Source organism: Bartonella sp. AA89HNZF, assembly GCF_042196905.1.
GTDB lineage: Bacteria > Pseudomonadota > Alphaproteobacteria > Rhizobiales > Rhizobiaceae > Bartonella.
The window spans coordinates 130,014-150,897 of the sequence record NZ_JBHIRD010000004.1; the positions used below are offsets into that span (position 1 = coordinate 130,014).

The 20,884-nt window shown below is 38.3% G+C and carries 16 protein-coding genes; all 16 read right to left on the minus strand.

Annotated elements, in window-relative coordinates; genetic code table 11:
- Positions 1 to 24: 24 nt before the first annotated feature.
- Complete coding sequence (mfd, locus tag ACFIN0_RS03450; protein ID WP_375701925.1) at positions 25 to 3,525, minus strand: transcription-repair coupling factor; 3,501 nt, start codon at positions 3,523 to 3,525, stop codon at positions 25 to 27.
- A 5-nt stretch (positions 3,526 to 3,530) separates the two neighbouring features.
- Positions 3,531 to 3,818 carry a succinate dehydrogenase assembly factor 2 gene (locus ACFIN0_RS03455; RefSeq protein ID WP_375606845.1) on the minus strand — a complete coding sequence of 96 codons (288 nt, stop codon included), beginning with the start codon at positions 3,816 to 3,818 and terminating at the stop codon, positions 3,531 to 3,533.
- A 65-nt stretch (positions 3,819 to 3,883) separates the two neighbouring features.
- Positions 3,884 to 4,564 (minus strand): ABC transporter ATP-binding protein, encoded by a 681-nt coding sequence (locus ACFIN0_RS03460; RefSeq protein WP_375606844.1) that lies wholly within the window; start codon positions 4,562 to 4,564, stop codon positions 3,884 to 3,886.
- A complete protein-coding gene (locus tag ACFIN0_RS03465; RefSeq protein ID WP_375614586.1) occupies positions 4,564 to 5,832 on the minus strand; it encodes a lipoprotein-releasing ABC transporter permease subunit in 1,269 nt (422 codons plus the stop codon). The genes ACFIN0_RS03460 and ACFIN0_RS03465 overlap by 1 nt, the downstream gene beginning before the upstream one ends.
- A gap of 11 nt (positions 5,833 to 5,843) precedes the next feature.
- Positions 5,844 to 7,169, minus strand: coding sequence for a proline--tRNA ligase (gene proS, locus ACFIN0_RS03470; RefSeq protein ID WP_375606842.1), 1,326 nt, complete (start codon positions 7,167 to 7,169; stop codon positions 5,844 to 5,846).
- 200 nt (positions 7,170 to 7,369) lie between these two features.
- Entirely contained in the window at positions 7,370 to 9,046 is a 1,677-nt protein-coding gene (locus tag ACFIN0_RS03475) for a ribonuclease J (RefSeq protein WP_375606841.1), read from the minus strand.
- A 49-nt stretch (positions 9,047 to 9,095) separates the two neighbouring features.
- Positions 9,096 to 9,902, minus strand: coding sequence for a biotin--[acetyl-CoA-carboxylase] ligase (locus ACFIN0_RS03480; protein ID WP_375615195.1), 807 nt, complete (start codon positions 9,900 to 9,902; stop codon positions 9,096 to 9,098).
- A 5-nt stretch (positions 9,903 to 9,907) separates the two neighbouring features.
- On the minus strand, positions 9,908 to 11,362 hold the full coding sequence (nuoN, locus tag ACFIN0_RS03485; protein WP_375701926.1) for an NADH-quinone oxidoreductase subunit NuoN: 1,455 nt from the start codon (positions 11,360 to 11,362) through the stop codon (positions 9,908 to 9,910).
- 17 nt (positions 11,363 to 11,379) lie between these two features.
- Entirely contained in the window at positions 11,380 to 12,849 is a 1,470-nt protein-coding gene (locus ACFIN0_RS03490; RefSeq protein ID WP_375701927.1) for an NADH-quinone oxidoreductase subunit M, read from the minus strand.
- Positions 12,849 to 14,813 carry an NADH-quinone oxidoreductase subunit L gene (gene nuoL / locus ACFIN0_RS03495; RefSeq protein ID WP_375610345.1) on the minus strand — a complete coding sequence of 655 codons (1,965 nt, stop codon included), beginning with the start codon at positions 14,811 to 14,813 and terminating at the stop codon, positions 12,849 to 12,851. The genes ACFIN0_RS03490 and nuoL overlap by 1 nt, the downstream gene beginning before the upstream one ends.
- A 6-nt stretch (positions 14,814 to 14,819) precedes the next feature.
- Positions 14,820 to 15,128 carry an NADH-quinone oxidoreductase subunit NuoK gene (gene nuoK / locus ACFIN0_RS03500; RefSeq protein WP_015856359.1) on the minus strand — a complete coding sequence of 103 codons (309 nt, stop codon included), beginning with the start codon at positions 15,126 to 15,128 and terminating at the stop codon, positions 14,820 to 14,822.
- A gap of 14 nt (positions 15,129 to 15,142) precedes the next feature.
- Positions 15,143 to 15,763 (minus strand): NADH-quinone oxidoreductase subunit J, encoded by a 621-nt coding sequence (locus ACFIN0_RS03505; protein ID WP_375608285.1) that lies wholly within the window; start codon positions 15,761 to 15,763, stop codon positions 15,143 to 15,145.
- 94 nt (positions 15,764 to 15,857) lie between these two features.
- Entirely contained in the window at positions 15,858 to 16,349 is a 492-nt protein-coding gene (gene nuoI, locus ACFIN0_RS03510; protein ID WP_375606836.1) for an NADH-quinone oxidoreductase subunit NuoI, read from the minus strand.
- 14 nt (positions 16,350 to 16,363) lie between these two features.
- On the minus strand, positions 16,364 to 17,410 hold the full coding sequence (gene nuoH / locus ACFIN0_RS03515) for an NADH-quinone oxidoreductase subunit NuoH (RefSeq protein WP_375606922.1): 1,047 nt from the start codon (positions 17,408 to 17,410) through the stop codon (positions 16,364 to 16,366).
- Positions 17,411 to 17,432: 22 nt separating this feature from the next.
- Positions 17,433 to 19,502, minus strand: coding sequence for an NADH-quinone oxidoreductase subunit NuoG (gene nuoG, locus ACFIN0_RS03520; protein ID WP_375701928.1), 2,070 nt, complete (start codon positions 19,500 to 19,502; stop codon positions 17,433 to 17,435).
- 63 nt (positions 19,503 to 19,565) lie between these two features.
- Positions 19,566 to 20,873: an NADH-quinone oxidoreductase subunit NuoF gene (gene nuoF / locus ACFIN0_RS03525; RefSeq protein ID WP_375701929.1), complete on the minus strand. Its 1,308-nt coding sequence runs from the start codon at positions 20,871 to 20,873 to the stop codon at positions 19,566 to 19,568.
- Between the last annotated feature and the right edge of the window lie 11 nt (positions 20,874 to 20,884).

Consider the following 20,884-nt stretch of genomic DNA (forward strand, 5'->3'; position numbering starts at 1 on the left):
GTTCTGAAATAATAAAGATATTTTTTAAACAGAATGTTGTTCTGCCATTTCGACAAGCTGTGTCATAATATTCGCTGCTCCAACAAGCCTTTCATCCGCTGTGGACCAATCACGAATAAGAGCGATACTTTGATCTGGACGAATTTTTGCCATCGAACCTTGTTTTCCAACCCACTGAACAAGAGCAACACTATTTGCGAAATAGTTATTACGAAACTGTATAACAATCCCCTTTGGTCCTGTATCTAATTTCTCTACATGCGCTTTTCGACACAATGTTTTGATATAAAAGACTTTAAGAAGGTGTTGAACCTCAATGGGTAAAGGACCAAAGCGATCAATTAACTCCGCTGCAAATTCATCAATTTGTTCTAAATCATCAAGTTCTGTTAAACGACGATAAAGTCCCATACGTAATGATAAGTCAGGCACGAAACTTTCTGGTATCATCACTGTTGTACCAAGAGAAATTTGAGGAGACCATTGCTTATCTTCATTTAGCTCTCCATCTTTTAATTCAGCAATAGCTTCTTCAAGCATTTTTTGATAGAGTTCAAATCCAACTTCTTTGATATGCCCCGATTGCTCTTCACCTAAAAAATTGCCTGAACCGCGGATATCCATGTCATGGCTTGCCAATTGAAAACCGGCCCCTAAGGTGTCAAGAGATTGTAAAACTTTAAGACGGCGATCGGCAGCAGCTGTTAAGACTTTACCAGCAGGAAATGTAAAGAGAGCATAAGCACGTTGTTTTGAACGCCCTACCCTACCACGTAACTGATAAAGGGCAGAAAGGCCAAACATCTCAGCACGATGCACAATTAGAGTATTGGCTGTTGGAATATCAAGCCCCGATTCAATAATGGTTGTTGAGAGTAGCACATCATATTGCCCATCATAAAATGCATTCATGATATCATCAAGTTGTCCAGCCGGCATTTGTCCATGAGCCACAACGAATTTCAGTTCTGGCACATGTGTTTTGAGATATTCTTCTACAAAAGCCAGATCAGAAATACGAGGACAAACATAGAAACTTTGTCCACCACGATAATATTCTCGAAGCAGGGTCTCTCGTATAACAAGTGCATCAAATGGTGAAATAAAAGTACGAACCGCCATTCTATCAATGGGGGGGGTTGTTATCAATGAAAGTTCACGTACACCCGATAAAGCTAACCCTAAAGTGCGTGGTATGGGAGTTGCTGAAAGTGTGAGAACATGAATATCACTTTTAAGCTCTTTTAAACGCTCTTTGTGTTTGACACCAAAATGCTGTTCTTCATCAATGATAAGAAGGCCTAACCGTAAAAAATTAACTGCACCACTTAATAATGCATGGGTTCCAATGACAATATCGATTGTACCATCTGAAACACCTTTTTTTACTCGTGCAAGTTCTTTCGCTTTTACAAGCCTCGAAGCATGTCCAATTTTAACTGGTAATCCTTGAAAACGCGAAATAAATGTTTTGTAATGTTGACGTGAAAGCAAAGTTGTTGGTACAACAACCGCAACCTGATATCCATTTAATGCTGCAACAAAAGCACTTCGAATGGCTACTTCAGTTTTTCCAAAACCAACATCACCGCATATCAAGCGATCCATCGGCTTGCCTGAGGCTAGATCATCCAGAACAGCATCAATTGCATTCATTTGATCTTCCGTTTCTTCATAGGGAAAGCAAGCAACAAACTCATCAAATGGTCCAATTGGTGGAAGTAAAGCAGGCGCAGCACGAGTCATACGCTCTGCAGCTATACGGATTAATTGCCCTGCCATTTCCAATAAATGTTTTTTAAGCCGCGCTTTACGTGCTTGCCAAGCACCCCCCCCTAATTTATCTAAAGTTACCTCTGTTCCTTCTGAGCCATAACGTGAGAGAAGCTCAATATTTTCAACAGGTAAAAAGAGGAGATCTCCTCCAGCATATTTAATTTCAAGGCAATCTCGTAAAATTCCAGTGGTTGTGATGGTTTTAAGACCAACAAATTGGCCAATACCATGGTCGATATGCACAACAATATCACCAGAATTTAAAGCAGAAATTTCAGAAATAAAATTTGTATTATTCTTACGCCGCTTTGGTGATCTGATGAAGCGATCACCTAGGATATCCTGCTCTGCTATAATAGCTAAATCTTCAGCCTCAAAACCATGTTCTATCATGATAACAGCTGCTAATATATGATCTCGTGGTGTTGCTTTGACAGTTTGCAAGGATTTTACAACATCTATTTTTTTCAATCCATGCTCATCAAGAACTTGTATCAAACGATTGAGAGACCCTTCACTCCAACACGCTAAAAGTACTTTTTTGCCAGCAGTGCGTAAAGAGGCGATATGATCAATAACATTTGAAAAAACATTTTTTTCTTGCGCATTACGCTCTTTTACAAAATCATATCCCTGTTTAACATTGGTGTGAATAACTGTTTGTTCCAAACTTTGTGGAATATTAAAAGGTGAAAAATCAATACGCTGTGAAGATTGTTGCACACATTCCAAAACACGCTCTAGCGTTAAATAAAGAAGACTAGGGTCTATTGGATGATAAGAAGTAGAAATTTCTTTATCATTTTCGCGCTCTTTACGCGCATTATAATAGTCTTCAATAAGGCGATAGCGCTCAATGAAAACTTCTTCTATAAGATGCTCAAAAACAAGCGGTAGGTTACCACAATGGTCAAAAAAAGTGTCAAGGTTTTCATAAAAAAAAGGAAGCCAATGTTCCATACCGGCAAAACGCCGTCCTTGAGCAATTGCTTCATAAAGCATGTTATTTTTTTGTGATACACCAAATGTACGGGTATAATTGCTTTTAAATCGGCTGATTCGTTCTGGTGTAAGAACAACCTCACTCATTGCCTGTAATAAAAGTTCAGTTTTTTGACGTGTTGTCCTTTGACTTTCTGGATCAAATACGCGGATACTTTCCAGGGTATCTCCAAAAAAATCAAGGCGTAAAGGTTCAACATCCATCGGAGAAAAGATATCAAGTATTCCTCCTCTTACAGCAAACTCACCAACATCACGGACAACTGTAACGCGTTCAAAACCATTGGTTTCTAGGAATTGAATAAGATTTCCCATGTTATTGCGTTGGCCAACACATGCGTGAATAAGCTGAGCTTCTATCATTTCACGAGGAGGCAACTTTTGCATAATTGCATTTGCTGTTGTTAATATAATTGCAGGATGTGGATCTTTCCGTAAATTTGCTATGTGTGCCAATGTTGATAGTCGACGTGCCATAACAGCAATTCCTGGTGACACACGATCATAAGGCAAACAATCCCATGCAGGAAATTGAAGTACGGGTAAATTGGGTTCAATAAAATTTAAAACTTGTTGTAAATGCGCAATTTTTGTTCCGTCACGGATAACATAGATGAGCGGTTTACCTTGTGCAATTTCTGAACTTAATTTAGCAAGCGCAAAGGCTTCAAATCCATCAGTAACGCCATCTAAAATCATACGAACAGAATTATTTTTGGGAATAACAATTTTTTTAAATATAGGCATCGGGATTAATAACTTAAGCAAGTACGATAATTGGCAATATCACGGAAAAGTGGACTATCAACTTCAGAGGGGGGCAAAATTTCTCCAGTAATCCATGTGAGTAAATCACGATCATCAAAAGACATAATATACTCAAGCTCAGAGAGCGTTTTATCATTCATCTCAATGATATGAGCATCAACATAATGTCCAAAAATGAGATCCATTTCACGAATACCGCGATGCCATGCACGAAAAATCAATCGACGACGACGAGCATCTAATTGATTTTTGTCAACGGCAAAAACTGTCATAAAAAATCTCCTTGAATAAAGTAATATAAACTATTCAATTATTCGTATAAATTTTATACATTGCTTTAAGGAAGTTCTATAATTTTTTGTTCTTTAAGTGTAATTCGACGATGCATTTGCTTAGCCAAAGCGTAATTATGTGTTGCAATAAGAGCAGAAAGACCAGACTGACGAACAAGGATAGATAAAGCTTGAAAAACATAAGCTGAAGTTACTGGATCAAGATTTCCTGTAGGTTCATCAGCCAAAAGAACCGAAGGGCCATTTGCTACTGCACGTGCAATAGCAACACGTTGTTGTTCTCCTCCCGATAACTCTGAGGGACGATGGTTAGCACGATGAGAAATACGCAGATACGTTAATAATTTACGCGCACGATCTTCTGCTATGGATTTTTTTAATCCTGCTATCATTTGCGGTATCATGACATTTTCTAACGCCGTAAACTCTGGAAGTAAATGATGAAATTGATAAACAAAACCAATATCATTTCGTCTTATAGCTGTTCGCTCACTATCAGAACGCTTTGCACAAGAAACACCCCGTAACATCACATCACCAGCGGTTGGTTTTTCTAATAATCCAGCAATATGAAGAAGTGTTGATTTTCCAGCACCAGATGGTGCAACAAGTGCGACAAGCTCTCCACGATTAAGAATAAAATTCGCTTTATCTAAAACAATGAGCGGCTTATGCCCCTCGAAAAAGCGTCTTTCAATCTCTACAAGCTCTAAAATAGCTGTCATTATTCATACCTCAAAGCTTGTACGGGATCTAGCTTAGCAGCACGCCATGCCGGAATGAGAGCAGCAAGAAACGACAAAAATAAAGCCATCATAGCAACCAAGACGGTCTGTCTCCACTCAATTTGTGCAGGCAATTTTGTTAAAAAATAAAGTTGAGGATTAAAAACGTCAACATTAAATAACCAAGATATAAAATCTTGGATATGATTAATATTCGCGGTCGCGATAACACCTAAAACTAACCCCAATATCGTTCCAATAAAACCAATCATCATTCCTGTAATGATAAATATACGCAAAATCGCACTCTGTTGCGCCCCCATCGTGCGTAAAATTGCAATATCATGACTTTTATCTTTTACAAGCATAATCAGCCCTGAAATAATATTTAAAGCAGCAACAAGAACGATCAGAGAAAGAATAAAAAACATAACATTTCGTTCAATTTGTAAAGCTGAAAAAAAAGCCTGATTGCGTGTACGCCAATCAATTAAATAAACCTGTTGATCAACTGCTTTTTCTACAACGGGTTTTATTTGATCAACTGCATCAGGATTATTTAGAAATAACTCTAAAGACTGAACCTTATCTCCTAAATTAAAAAACATTTGTGCTTCATGAAGAGGCATAAAGATAAATATTGAATCATATTCAGACATACCAACTTCAAAAATAGCAACGACTTTATAAGCTTTCACGCGCGGAGTAACGCCAAAAGGAGTCTCATCACCATCTGGAGTAATAATACGAATATCTCTTCCAACTGTCAGTCCTAATTTTTCTGCTAAGCCACTTCCAATTGCAACACCTTCTTGTTGATCAAACCGAGAAATCGATCCTAATTTAATGTTTTGAGAGACTGTTTTAAGCTTTTCTAGATCTTGTTTGCGCATACCACGAACTAACGCGCCAGAGCCACCTTGAACTTCACCTTGAACAAGCGCTTGACCTTCAATAACAGGTAAAGCAAACTTCACACCGTTTGTAGTTTCTAAAGAAGAAATAAGAGTCTTATAATCAGAAAAACCAGAATCAACTGTTTGAACAATAAGATGTCCATTCATACCAAGAATACGATTGAGAAGTTCTGTACGAAAGCCATTCATCACCGCCATAACAACAACCAGAGCAAATACGCCCAACATAATCCCAATAAGAGAAATAATTGAAATAACAGAGGCAACGACATGTTTTTTATTCGGAATCATATAACGAAAAGCGATCATCCACTCATAAGATGAAAAGCATTTGTTTTTCAGCCTCTTCATAATATTTCCTATTAAATTATAGAAAGTTGGCTGAGTACATCTTCAACCTTTAGAGATTTTTTTACACCTGTTTTGCGATCTTTAATTTCAACTTCATTTTGTGCAATGCTGTTAGGACCAACAATGATTTGCGTTGGCAAACCAATCAAATCCATTGTTGCAAATTTTGATCCAGGACGTTCATTTCTATCATCTAATAACGGATCAAAACCAACCTTCTTTAATCCCTGATAGAGAAACTCACATGCCTGTGTGCATTTTTCATCATCGGGCTTCATATTGATAATCCCAAAATCGAACGGTGCCATCGACTTTGGCCAAATAATACCATTTTCATCATGAGAAGCCTCAATAGCGGCCGCAACAAGACGCGAAGGCCCAATACCATAAGATCCCATAGAGACCACATGCTCTTTTCCATCTTGTCCCATAACTTTTGCTCCCATTGGAGCGGAATATTTAGTACCAAAGTGGAAAATATGCCCAACCTCAATACCACGCGCTGAAAGACGATTATTCTCAGAAATTTTAGCCCATTCCTCTTCCTCATGCATTTCTTCTGTCGCTGCATAAAAAGATGTCCACTGTTTAACGATATCATCTAAAACAGCTTTATCACTGAAATCGATTGAACTATGGGGAACGGTAAGTTCAAGAAATTGTCTATCACAGAAGATAGCGCTCTCTCCCGTTTCAGCCAAAATGATAAATTCATGACTGAGCTCCCCCCCAATGGGACCTGTGTCAGCACGCATGGGAATTGCTTTTAAACCAAGACGAAAAAAAGTGCGTAAATAAGCAACAAACATACGGTTATAAGATGTTTTAGAACCTTCATAATCAAGATCAAAAGAATAAGCATCTTTCATTAAAAATTCTCGTGCCCGCATCACACCAAAACGTGGACGAATTTCATCACGAAATTTCCATTGAATATGATACAAATTAAGCGGAAGATCTTTATAAGAACGAACATAAGAGCGAAAAATATCTGTTACCATCTCTTCATTGGTTGGACCATAAAGTAAATCACGTTTTTGACGATCTTTAATGCGGAGCATTTCCAAACCATAATCATCATAGCGACCGCTTTCACGCCAAAGATCAGCAGATTGAATTGTAGGCATCAATACTTCTATTGCACCAGCGCGTTCTTGCTCCTCACGAATAATTTTACAAACTTTATCAAGCACTTTTTTTCCCAAAGGAAGCCAAGAATAAATTCCTGATGTTTGCTGTCGAATCATCCCAGCACGCAACATAAAACGATGAGAAACAATTTCTGCTTCTTTAGGATTCTCTTTTAACAGGGGAAGGAAATATTGAGAAAGACGCATTGAAATAATTAACTCCTAATCAGATCTACCATATTGAAACAATTTAACACACCCTCCATTCATCTATAGCCGCATTCTGAATACTTGCAAATATAACGATCTTATTGTTTCAAAATTTATTGTGCTCTATTCTCTATTTTTCTTATTTAGCAATAAAATAAAAATGCTTTTCTCTTTAAATAACGTAATAGGAAAATTCTTTATTTTGACCGATGTAAAAAAACTGTACAGATAGGTTTTTTTTGCCAAATCTCATGAACAGCTGCTCTTACTGCACGTCGTGTTGCCTCTCGAATAAGTTCATTATTGTTCCGTTTTAGCCGTGGGATGTTATAAACTGTATTTTCTACAATATCTAAAAGAATATCTTTCAAACTCTCCCCTTTTCCATTATTTTCAGGTAACCCGAATGTTGATAGACCGATATCCCCCAATAATTCATACTTATTATTTATATGGAGAGAAATAGTAACATGACCAGCATAACTGAGTTTGCGGCGTTCACGAATCCCTAATTCATCTTCATCCCCAATTAGGCAACCATCCTTATAGATACGTCCAACAGGAACTTGATCAACAACTTTTACAGGCTTTGGTGCGAGACGTAACATATAGCCATTTCTGATATCCATAACAGTTTGAATACCTGCTTGACGGGCTAAAGTTGCGTGAGTCTTAAGATGCATTGCTTCCCCATGTACAGGAACAAGTATCTGTGGCTTTATCCAATCATACATCTGTAAAAGTTCTGAACGACGGGGATGACCTGAAACATGAACAAGAGCATCTTCATTCGTAATAATTTCAATACCCAAATCAATGAAACGATTTTGTACCTCAAGAATAGATTTTTCGTTTCCTGGAATACTTCGTGATGAATAAATAACGGTATCACCAGCGGAGAGTGCAATATTCCTCATTCCATCACGTGAAAGTTTAGCCAAAGCAGCACACGGCTCACCTTGGCTTCCTGTGACGATTAAAACAAGATCTTTTCGCGGGATGTAACCATAATCATCTTCTGTTACAAATGGCGCTAAACCATTCATATAACCAAGCTCTTGTGCAACCATAATACTTCGCTTAAGGGAACGCCCAATGACAAGTACCTTACGCCCAGAAGCTTCAGCGGCAAGAGCAATAGAACGTATCCGACCAATATTAGAAGCAAAAGTTGCTATCGCAACGCGCCCTTTAGCTTTCAAAATAATTTCAGAAAGACTGGTTTGAACCTGCTGCTCTGATGGAGATATACCATCCCGACACGCATTTGTGGAATCACAAAGTAATGCTAAAACACCTTTTTTGCCTAAAGCACGAAATCTTTTTTCATCGGTTACAGCCCCGAGTGAAGGGGTATGATCGATTTTCCAATCACCAGTATGAATCACAGTCCCCAAAGAGGTTGTAATTGCTAAAGAGACAGCTTCTGGTATTGAATGGTTAACGGCTATAGCCTCTACAGCAAAGGAACCTACCTGAAAACAATCACCAGCTTGAAAAATATTGAGTGAAATTTTTTGAGATTCAAAATCTGCTTGCCTTTTACTTTCCAATAATCCTGCCGTAAAAGGCGTACAGTAAATTGGAACCTGTAACTTTGGCCATAAATCAAGAACGGCCCCATAATGATCTTCATGAGCATGTGTTAAAACAAGACCATGAATATTGTGTTTTTCACTTTCTAGAAAACGAATATCAGGCAAAACAAGATCTGCTCCCGGTAATTCAGGTCCAGCAAAACTAACTCCCATATCAACAAGCAACCATTCACGAAAATTTTCAGGACCAAATCCATAAGCAGCGAGATTCATCCCTATTTCACCTACTCCTCCTAAAGGTAAAAAAACAAATTCATTCTCGTTGGCCGCAACCATAAACATCTCCTAAATCATTAAGATAATCTGATGATGAAATAAAACTTTATCAATTAATACGATTTGCATGAGCAGAAGCAGCTGAACCAAAATGAACATCCCCAGCTGTTATAATGGCTGTTTGACCATTATTTTGTTTTATGATGCAGTTAAAATCACTATCAAGACCATCAAAAATACCCTCGATGACTTTTTCATCATTGATTATTTTGACATGTTGCCCAAGATGAGCAGAGTATAAAAGCCACTTTTCGCGAATTATATTGCGTCCTCCTGATTGTTTCCAAAGGAGATAGTTTTTAGAAAAAAACTCCGTCAGAACCGTAAATAACTGTTCTGCTTCAATATGCAAACCAATATTCTTTAAACTTGAAGTGGGATAGAGTGCGTTTTCATAATTATATTTCACATTTATTCCAATACCAATAACCAATGCATATTGTTGTGATGGCAATTTTAAAATCTCGAGCAAAATTCCAGAGCTTTTCACACCTCTGAGCAAAATATCGTTTGGCCATTTTAAGCTCACAATATTGTTTGTTTGCTTTTCATCTTTTATAAATTGTTTTATTGCCTCTGCTACACTTACTCCAGCAACAAAACCAAGTTGAGCAGCAGTTTGATGCACAATATCCTCAATTAACAAAAGACTAGAATAAAGGTTCCCTTTAGGACTAGACCAAGTTCTCCCTCTTCTCGCTCTTCCCTGTAATTGTTCTTGTGCAACAATCCAAAGATTACCTTGATGACCAGTTTGCGCTTTTCGTTGCGCAATGAGATTTGTTGAATCAATACTATCGTACGCTTCAACAGTGTATCCCTGTTTTTGTGCAAAATCTGATAAAGTATAAACCATATTCGTTAAAACAATGCTGTTGCTGCTTTTTCTGCTAGCTCAGCGAACCAAACTCCAAAAAGCGCGTAAAATAAAATAAAGAATACAGAAAGACCAAGACAAAATTGAAGCTCTTTCGATAAAGCAACAAAATGCGCTTTTGCATCATCAAACCACATAATTTTAATGACTCGCAAATAGTAAAAAGCCCCAACTACAGACGCTATCATCCCAACGACAGCAAGTGGCGTAAGTCCAGCGTGGACAGCAGCAGAAAATGTATACCACTTTCCAAAAAAACCAGCCATAGGAGGTATGCTTGCTAAAGAAAAAAGCTGTATTGTCATCACAACAGCCATAAACGGATTCGTCTTTGCTAACCCTGAAAGATCATAAATATTTTCAACATTTCCATTCTGAGAGCGCATTCCAAGAATAAAGGCAAATGAACCAAGCGTCATTCCAAGATAAATAGTCATATAAAGGATAACGCTTTTTATCCCAAGCATATCTCCAGCAGATAAACCAACAAGTGCATAACCCATATGACTGATCGACGAATAAGCCATTAAGCGCTTAATATTATTCTGACCGATTGCAGCAAAAGCACCCAGTATCATTGATGCAATTGCCATGAACACCAAAATTTGTTGCCATGCAGGCATCACGTTATCAACACGTCCTAGGGGAATAAAGGTCACCACAATAATACGGATGATTAAAGCCATTGCAGCGACTTTAGGGGCACCAGCAAAAAATGCTGTAATCGGTGTGGGCGCTCCTTCATAAACATCAGGTGTCCACATATGAAACGGAACAGCAGAAATTTTGAAAGCCAAACCAGCTAAAATAAAGACAATTCCCAAAATAACCCCTAATTGTACATTCTTGCCTTTTAAAGCAAGAGCAATTTCGTGAAAACCAATTTGACCGGTAAAACCATAAAGCAAAGAAATACCATAAAGAAGCAACCCTGAAGATAATGCTCCTAAAACAAAGTATTTTATACCGGCTTCAGAAGATTTCACATTATTACGATTAATCGCTGCTAAAACATATAAAGCTAAAGATTGCAATTCTAACCCCATATAAAGCGACAGCATATTACCCGCTGAAATCATAAACATCATTCCAAGGGTTGCTAAAAGAACAAGCACTGGAAACTCAAATATATTAAACTTTTGTGCATTGGCAAAACCAACAGACATGATAAGAGAAAAGAGTGCACCAATAAGCATTAAAATTTTCATATAACGACTAAAGGAATCGATAACGAGCGCATTGGTTTGAAATGAGCCATTTTCCGGAAAAACTATAAGAATAACAATGGTTGCCACAAGAAGTGCTATGGCTAAACCTGTCACTGTTAAAGAAGCACGTGTATTGGAATAAACACCAATCATAAGCAGCACGACAGCTCCTAATGCAATTAAAAGCTCTGGAAGAATTAAGACTAATTGCGCTATTATTTCAGTTTGCATGTGCATTCTTCCCTTATCTAGTGCAGTTTATTGATGAGGGTTTCTACGGAAAACGCCGTTGCCTTAAGAATAGGCGTTGGATAGATACCAAAGAATATTGTAAGAATAACCATTGGATAAAGGAGGAATTTTTCTCTTAAAGAAAGATCTATTAATACTTTTAAATTCTCTTTATCCAAGGAACCAAAAATCACACGCCGATAAAGATAAAGAGCATAGGCTGCCGATAAGATAACACCTGTTGTTGCTAAAACAACAACCAATTTATTTACTTGAAAAACACCTATTAAGGTTAAAAATTCACCCAAAAACCCTGAGCTTCCAGGCAAACCAACATTTGCCATGGTGAAAATTAAGAAAACAACAGCATATTTAGGCATATTATTCACTAAACCACCAAACGCTGAAATTTCACGTGTATGCAAGCGATCATAGATAACACCAACACAAAGAAACAATGCTGCTGAAACAATTCCATGGGATAGCATCTGATAAATAGCCCCTTGTATCCCCTGTTCATTCGCAGCAAAAATACCCATCGTTACATATCCCATATGCGCTATTGAGGAATATGCAATAAGTTTTTTGATGTCACTTTGAACAAGTGCAACCAGTGATGTATAAATAATAGCGATAAGCGATAATGTGAAAACAAAAGGCGCAAAATCTGCTGAAGCGATAGGAAACATTGGTAAAGAAAAACGAAGAAAACCATACCCACCTAATTTAAGTAAGACACCAGCTAAAATAACAGAACCTGCCGTCGGTGCTTCTACGTGAGCATCAGGGAGCCATGTATGAACTGGCCACATTGGCATTTTAACTGCGAAAGAAGCAAAAAATGCAAGCCACAACCATATTTGCATATGAACAGGAAACTGATAATTGAGTAAAGTTGGTATATCAAGTGTCCCAGCCTCCCAATACATAACCATAAGAGCAACCAGCATAAGCACTGAACCAAGTAAAGTATATAAGAAAAACTTTATACTTGCATAAACACGACGTGCTCCTCCCCATACACCTATAATGATAAACATTGGAATGAGGCTGCCTTCAAAAAAAACATAGAATAGCATTGCATCAAGAGCACAAAAAACACCAATAATCGCAACTTCTAGAAGAAGAAACGCAATCATATAGGCTTTTAATCTCTCTTTAACATTCTTCCAACTTGCTAAAATACAGAAAGGCAAAAGAAAAGCCGAGAGAACAACAAAAAGAATAGAAATACCATCGACCCCCATATGATAGCTAATACCACCCCCTAACCAACTGGATTTTTCAACCATTTGAAAATTTTGGTTGCTAGAATCAAATCCTATCCAAATAATTAAAGAAATAATAAAAACAAATAGAGTCGTAAAAAATGCAACATTACGTATATTATGGCGTGCTACTTCACTATCATCTTTGATAAACAAAATCAGAAGAACACCAACAAGCGGCAAAAATGTAACCGTAGAAAGAATAGGCCAATCGGTCATTAGTTTACGCCCCCGATCATCATCCATGTAATGAGCAATGCAACGCCGATAAGCATTGCAAATGCATAGTGGTAAAGATAGCCTGTTTGCATTCGAACAACTCTATTTGTAATATCAACAACACGCGCTGCAATACCATTGGGACCTAGACCATCAATAATCTTACCGTCTCCCACTTTCCAAAGAAAAGAACCAATTCTAAAGGTAGGACGAACAAATAAAAAGTTATATAATTGATCGAAATACCACTTTTGGTAAAGAAAGTGATACACTCCTGGCATAATACGCGCCATTTTCTTGGGAAGAGAGGGAGCCGCAATATAAAATAAATAAGCCAACATAAACCCAAGAATCATTGCTATAAAAGGCGACCACTTTACCCAATTAAAAACATGGTGGGCATCATGAAGGATATGATTGTGGCTGCTTGTAAACAATGCTCCCTTCCAAAAAGTATCGTATAAATCACCAAAAAAATAAGGTTGGAAAATAACACCAGCAAATATTGCTCCAATAGATAAAATAAAGAGAGGGATCAACATCACTGGGGGCGATTCATGTACATGATGCATAACATCAACAGTTGCTCGTGGTTTTCCATGGAACGTCATAAAGATAAGCCGCCATGAATAAAAGCTTGTTAATAAGGCTGCAAAAACAAGAAGATAAAAAGCATACTCTGAAGCAATATTATGGGATGCAAAAGCAGACTCTATAATCGCATCTTTTGAGAAAAAACCCGCAGTCCCGAAAAGTGTTCCAGGAACGCCAACACCGGTCAATGCAATGGTCCCGACCATCATCATCCAATAGGTGACCTTTATATGTTTGCGTAACCCACCCATTTTTCGCATATCTTGTTCATCAGATACAGCATGAATGACAGAGCCCGCCCCAAGAAACAATAAGGCTTTAAAAAAAGCATGCGTAAAAAGATGAAAGACAGCAGCTCCATAAGCTCCAACACCTAATGCAACAAACATATAACCAAGTTGAGAACATGTAGAATAAGCAATAACACGCTTAATATCATTCTGCACTAACCCCACAGTTGCTGCAAAAAATGCCGTTGTTGCTCCAATAATAATAATCACTGTCAAAGCAGTTGAAGAAAGTTCAAAAATTGGCGACATACGTGCAACCATAAAAACACCAGCCGTTACCATTGTCGCTGCATGAATAAGTGCTGATACAGGGGTTGGCCCTTCCATTGCATCAGGAAGCCAAGTATGTAAAAGAAATTGTGCGGATTTTCCCATCGCACCAATAAATAATAAAAGACATGTAATGGTAATTGCCATCTGTCCATCAAACTGCCAACCTAAAAATGTCATATTTTGTATAAAGCTATTGTTTGCAGCTTTTGCAAAAATAGAGCTAAAATCAACCGATTGAAATAAAACAAAAATACTAAATATTCCTAAAAGAAAACCAAAGTCTCCAACACGATTGACGACAAAAGCTTTCATTGCAGCCTTATTAGCAGAATCGCGTTGAAACCAAAAACCAATTAACAGATAAGAAGCAAGTCCTACACCTTCCCATCCAAAAAACATTTGGATCAAATTATTGGAGGTCACTAACATAAGCATCATAAATGTAAACAAAGAAAGATAAGAAAAAAAACGTGACCTTGAGGGGTCATGATGCATATAACCAATTGAATAAATATGCACTAATGCCGAAACACTGTTTACAACAATAAGCATGACTGCTGTTAATGTATCAATATGTAAAGCCCAGTTAAAGCTTAAGTCACCAACAGTCATCCAATGTAGTACCAATACATCAATCACTGGAGTATGACCAAGTGCAATACTAAAAAAAGCCACCCACGACAATATGGCAACAATCACCATAAAGCTACATGTTATTAATTCACTCGCACGATCTCCTATCGTTTTCCCACCTAGTGCAGCAATGAGAAAACCCAAAAGCGGAAGAAAGACAATCGTATAATACATCACTGGTTAGCCTTTCATTACATTAACATCTTCAACCGCAATGGAACCACGATTACGGAAAAAAACGACAAGAATTGCTAAACCAATGGCAGCTTCAGCAGCTGCTACGGTTAAGACAAATAGAGCAAATATCTGCCCAACGAGATCATGAAGAAACGCTGAAAATGCAACAAAATTAAGATTAACTGAGAGTAATATAAGCTCAATAGACATCAAGATAATAATCACATTTTTTCTGTTGAGAAAAATTCCAGCAATACCAATTGTAAACATCAAAGCAGAAACTGTGAGATAATGCGTAATATCAATATACATCTATATAGCCCCCCTTAAATACCTTTTCCTGATTCAACTTGCTTGATTTCAATGGCACTTTCTACCGTTCTAGAAACTTGCTCTGCAATAGATTGCCTCTTTACTCCTAATTTATGACGAAGTGTTAAAACAATAGCACCAATCATTGCAACCAATAAAATTATTCCAGCAATTTGAAAATAGAAAACATAATCCGTATAGAGAATATCTCCTAATGCCTGTGTATTTGTTCGCTGCGCTAAATCAGGCATTGGTTGCGTAACATGCGCTCTCAAGACTGGAGAAAAATAGCTACTTACAAAAACAACAATCAATTCTACAGCGATAATAACGCCAATAAGAGCTCCAATAGGAGCATACCGAAGAGTTCCACTCTTTAACTCAGCAAAATCGACATCAAGCATCATAACGACAAATAAAAATAAAACAGCGACAGCTCCAACATAAACAACAAGCAGAATAAGTCCTAAAAACTCTGCTCCTGCAAGTAAAAATAAAGCCGCAGCATTAAAAAATGCGAGGATTAAAAACAAAACAGAATGCACTGGATTGCGTGCTGTAATAACAATAACTGCACTTGTTAGCATAATAAAAGCAAACAAATAGAAAAATGCCGCCGCTAGATCTGTTAGCATAGGCTTCTCCTTAATTATTCAAACAATTGGTATAAACTTCATACCAGATTACAATTTATCGGAAAACTATCCGACACCTCATTTAATGATACACTTAACGATAAGGTGCATCCATCAATATATTTCGAGCAATTTCTCGCTCCCAACGATCTCCATTCATTAAAAGTTTTTCTTTATCATAATAGAGTTCTTCACGTGTTTCTGTTGCAAATTCAAAATTTGGTCCCTCAACAATAGCTTCTACCGGACACGCTTCTTGACAAAAACCGCAGTAGATACACTTAACCATATCGATATCATAACGGACAGTTCTCCGTGTACCATCATTACGCCGCGGACCTGCCTCAATTGTAATCGCTTGTGCAGGGCAAATTGCTTCACATAATTTACAAGCAATACACCGTTCTTCACCATTTGGATAGCGACGCAATGCATGCTCACCACGGAAACGGCCAGATACAAAACCTTTTTCATAAGGATAATTAATTGTGGGCTTTGGTGAAAAAAATTGACGCATAGCTAAGAAAAAAGCACTCACGAATTCCAATAGAAGAAGTGACTTTGCCGCCTGAATGAAACCTGACATCGTAAAATCTCCTCTTAAACGAAATCCGTAAATTTTAAAAAAGAAGCAGTTATCACAACCATTGCTAGTGAGAGAGGAAGAAAAACCTTCCAACCAAGCCGCATGAGCTGATCATAGCGATAACGTGGAACAAAAGCTTTAACCATAGCAAACCAAAAAAATACAAAACAGACTTTTAAAACAAACCAAATGATACCAGGAACCCAATTAAGCCACCAAACATCTAAAGGAGGCAGCCAACCGCCCAGAAATAGAATGGTTGTTAATGCGCACATTAAAACAATCGCAACATATTCACCTAGAAAGAAGAGCATGTAAGGCGTTGAAGAATATTCAACCATATGACCAGCAACAAGTTCAGATTCTGCTTCCACCAAATCGAACGGAGGACGGTTTGTCTCTGCAAGCGCAGAAATAAAAAATATAATAAACATTGGAAAAAGGACCAACCAATTCCAATCGAGAAAACTGTTAAAAGGAAGACCAAGAGTTGTACCAAGCCCGTGCGTTTGTTTAAAAACAATTGTTGTGAGATCTAACGAACCACTTATTAAAATGACACTCACAAGCACAAAACCAATGGAAACTTCATAAGAAACCATTTGTGCCGCCGAACGAAGAGCTCCTAAGAAAGGATATTTTGAATTTGATGCCCATCCCCCCATAATAACACCATAAACTTCAAGAGATGAAATGGCTAAAATATAAAGCAAGCCAACATTAATCTTTGCAACCTCCCAGCCCTCATTGACAGGAATAACAGCCCAAGTTGATAAAGCAAGTGTCGCTGAAACAAAAGGAGCTAAAAGAAAAACACCCTTATTTGCACCTGCAGGGATAATAGGCTCCTTAACAACAAATTTAATTAAATCTGCAAAAGACTGTAACAAACCCCATGGGCCAACAACGTTTGGTCCACGACGCAATTGTACCGCTGCCCAAATTTTTCTATCTGCGTAAAGAAGATAAGCAACTAAGATCAAAAGAACGACTAAAAGAAGCAGTGTTTTTCCAACGATAATAAGTAATGGCAACAGCCAAGTCATAAAGAAATCATACATCATTATTCCTTTTCCTTTGCCTTTACTCTACAGTTTGCGTAACACGGTTTTTTGCAAGAGATGAACATTCAGCCATAACGGCAGAAGCACGTGCTATCGGATTTGTCAAATAAAAGTCTTTAATCATAGAAGTAAATGTTTGACTCTCTAGAGAAACCATTTTTGAACCAAGCACCTTAAGATTACTTATATCAGAAGGCACTATATCATCAACGGCACAAAGATGTGGATAATCATTAAACAAACATTGTCTTAATTGAGAAAGAGAATCAAAAGGAAGCCTTTGTCCTAAAACATCCGATAAAGCACGTAAAATAGCCCAATCTTCTTTTGCTTCACCTGGAGCAAAACCAGCCCGATTTGTCATTTGAACACGCCCTTCTGTATTTACATAAAGCCCTGATTTTTCAGTATAAGCAGATGCAGGCAAAATAACATCAGCAGCATGCGCACCATTGTCACCATGGCTACCAATATAAACTATAAAAGCTTTTGTATCAGCTAATTCTACTTCATCAGCACCAAGTAGAAATAAAATTTCACAGGTTTTTAGAATATTGGCAACCCCAAGCTTAGAAGTAAAGCCTATATCCAACCCTCCAACAGTTGATGCTGCATTATGAAGAACTCCAAATCCATTCCATGTCTCACTAAGAGCACCTATATCATCCGCTAATTTAGCAAGATTTTTTAAAACAGGTAAACCTTCATTTCCTGAAATTGCTCCCTCTCCAATAAGAATAAGGGGCCTCTTTGCTTCTCTTAAGACATTTAAAAAAGCATCCTCTCCCCGAATAAGTGTCGTTAATGTATCACTTCCAGATCCAAGGTAAGAATAAGGATAACGTAAATCAACTTTCTCTCCAATTAATGCAATAGGAAAATTTCCTATTCGTTGGCGCTTTAAAATGCGTGCATTTAAAACAGCCGCTTCATGACGTGGATTAGATCCCACAATAAGCAGAGCATCAGCCTGTTCAATACCTGCAATTGTAGGATTAAAAATATAACTCGAACGCCCAAACTCAGGCGATAAAGCAACCCCTCTTTGGCGACAATCAAAGAGCGTTGAGCCCAACGAACTCAATAATGCCTTAAGGGCGTACATTTCTTCAACAGAAGCAAGATCTCCAGCAATGGCTCCAATTTTTTCTGGAAAAATTTTAGAGATCACCATTTTAATTTTTGCAAAAGCTTCTGTCCAACTGACAGGTTGAAGCTTTCCATCTTTGCGTACATATGGCCTATCAAGCCGCTGAGTCCGTAATCCATCCCAAATAAAACGCGTTTTATCAGAGATCCATTCCTCATTTACATCTTCATTCGTGCGCGGCATAATCCGCATAACTTCACGACCGCGGCTATCAATACGGATAGCACTACCAAGCGCATCCATCACATCAATCGATTCCGTTTTGACCAATTCCCACGGACGGGCATGAAATACATAAGGTTTTGAGGTTAAAGCCCCCACTGGACAAAGATCAATAACATTTCCCTGTAATTCAGATGTCATAGCTTTTTCAAGATACGTCGTAATTTCAGCATCTTCACCACGACCGATCAAACCAAGCTCAGAAATACCTGCAACTTCCGTTGTAAAACGAACACATCGTGTACAATGAATACACCGTGTCATAACAGTTTTGACAAGAGGTCCAATATATTTATCTTCTACAGCACGTTTATTTTCTGTATAACGAGAACAATCTCGTCCATAAAGCATTGCTTGATCTTGAAGATCACACTCTCCCCCTTGATCACACACTGGACAATCCAAAGGATGATTAATGAGAAGGAATTCCATAACACCTTCACGTGCTTTTTTTACCATCTCCGTATTGGTAAAAATCTCAGGCGCTTCACCGTTAGGTCCTAACCGTAAATCACGAACCCCCATAGCACAAGAAGCCTGAGGTTTTGGAGGACCACCCTTAACCTCAACCAAACACATGCGACAATTTCCAGCAATTGACAAAGATTCATGAAAACAAAAACGTGGTATTTCTGCCCCAGCTGCCTCGGCAGCCTGAAGCAGCGTGTAGTAATCAGGAACTTCAATCTCTTTGCCATCAACTTTGATATTTATCATCACCCATCCAACCTGCGGATAATCCACTTAAAATTTGCATTCGGTTGCTCTTTAAAAAATTTTCTATCCCACGACTTCCAAAGCAATATTTTTTCTTTGGACGACATTTCGCGTATATTCATCAATTCTACGTTCAATTTCTGGACGGAAATTACGAATCAGCCCTTGTACAGGCCACGCTGCAGCATCGCCAAGAGCACAGATAGTATGCCCTTCAACTTGTTGAGAAACCTCAAATAAAAGATCAATCTCGCGTTTTTGCGCTCTTCCCTCAACCATACGTCCTAAAAGACGCATCATCCAACCCGTCCCCTCACGACACGGTGTACACTGACCACAACTCTCGTGCTTAAAAAAAACAGCTATACGCCAAACTGCTTTGATAATATCGGTTGATTTATCCATAACAATCATTCCCCCTGTGCCAAAAGAAGACCCGACATCTCGCATCCCATCAAAATCCATGATCGCATCGATCATATCCTCACCACGGACGACTGGACAAGAAGCCCCCCCTGGAATAACTGCTAAAAGATTATTCCATCCACCACGAATACCACCCGTATGTTTTTCAATCAATTCACGGAATGAAACACCAAGAGCGTCTTCAAATGTACAAGGGGCGTTAACATGCCCTGAAACCATAAATAATTTTGTGCCAACATTATTCGCCCGCCCAATTGATGAAAACCACGAAGCTCCCCGCCGCAAAATTGTTGGAACAACGGCAATGGACTCTACATTGTTGACTGTTGTTGGACAACCATAAATCCCCATATTAGCAGGAAATGGTGGTTTAAGCCGAGGTTGTCCCTTTTTTCCCTCAAGACTTTCAAGAAGGGCCGTTTCTTCACCACAAATATAAGCACCGGCTCCATGATGAATGATAATATCGCAAGCATGCCCATATTTTGTTTTTTTGCCAAGCAAACCTGCATCATAACATTCATCAACGGCAGCTTGTAGCGCTTCACGCTCACGAATATATTCACCACGAATATAAATAAAAGCAACATTGGCTCCCATAGCAAAAGTAGCAATTGCACATCCTTCAATCAAAGTATGGGGATCATGCCGTAAAATATCACGGTCTTTACATGTCCCAGGCTCTGATTCATCAGCATTGACAACCAAATAATGAGGACGCCCATCACTCTGCTTGGGCATAAAGGACCATTTCATTCCGGTAGGAAAACCAGCACCACCACGACCGCGTAAACCCGACGCCTTCACCTCATCAATAATCCAGTCACGACCTTTGTCAATAATCCCTTTCAAACCATTCCAATGTCCACGCGACATCGCAGCCTTTAATGATTTGTCTTTTAAACCATAAATATTGGTGAAGATACGATCTTTATCAGCTAGCATACCCCACCTTT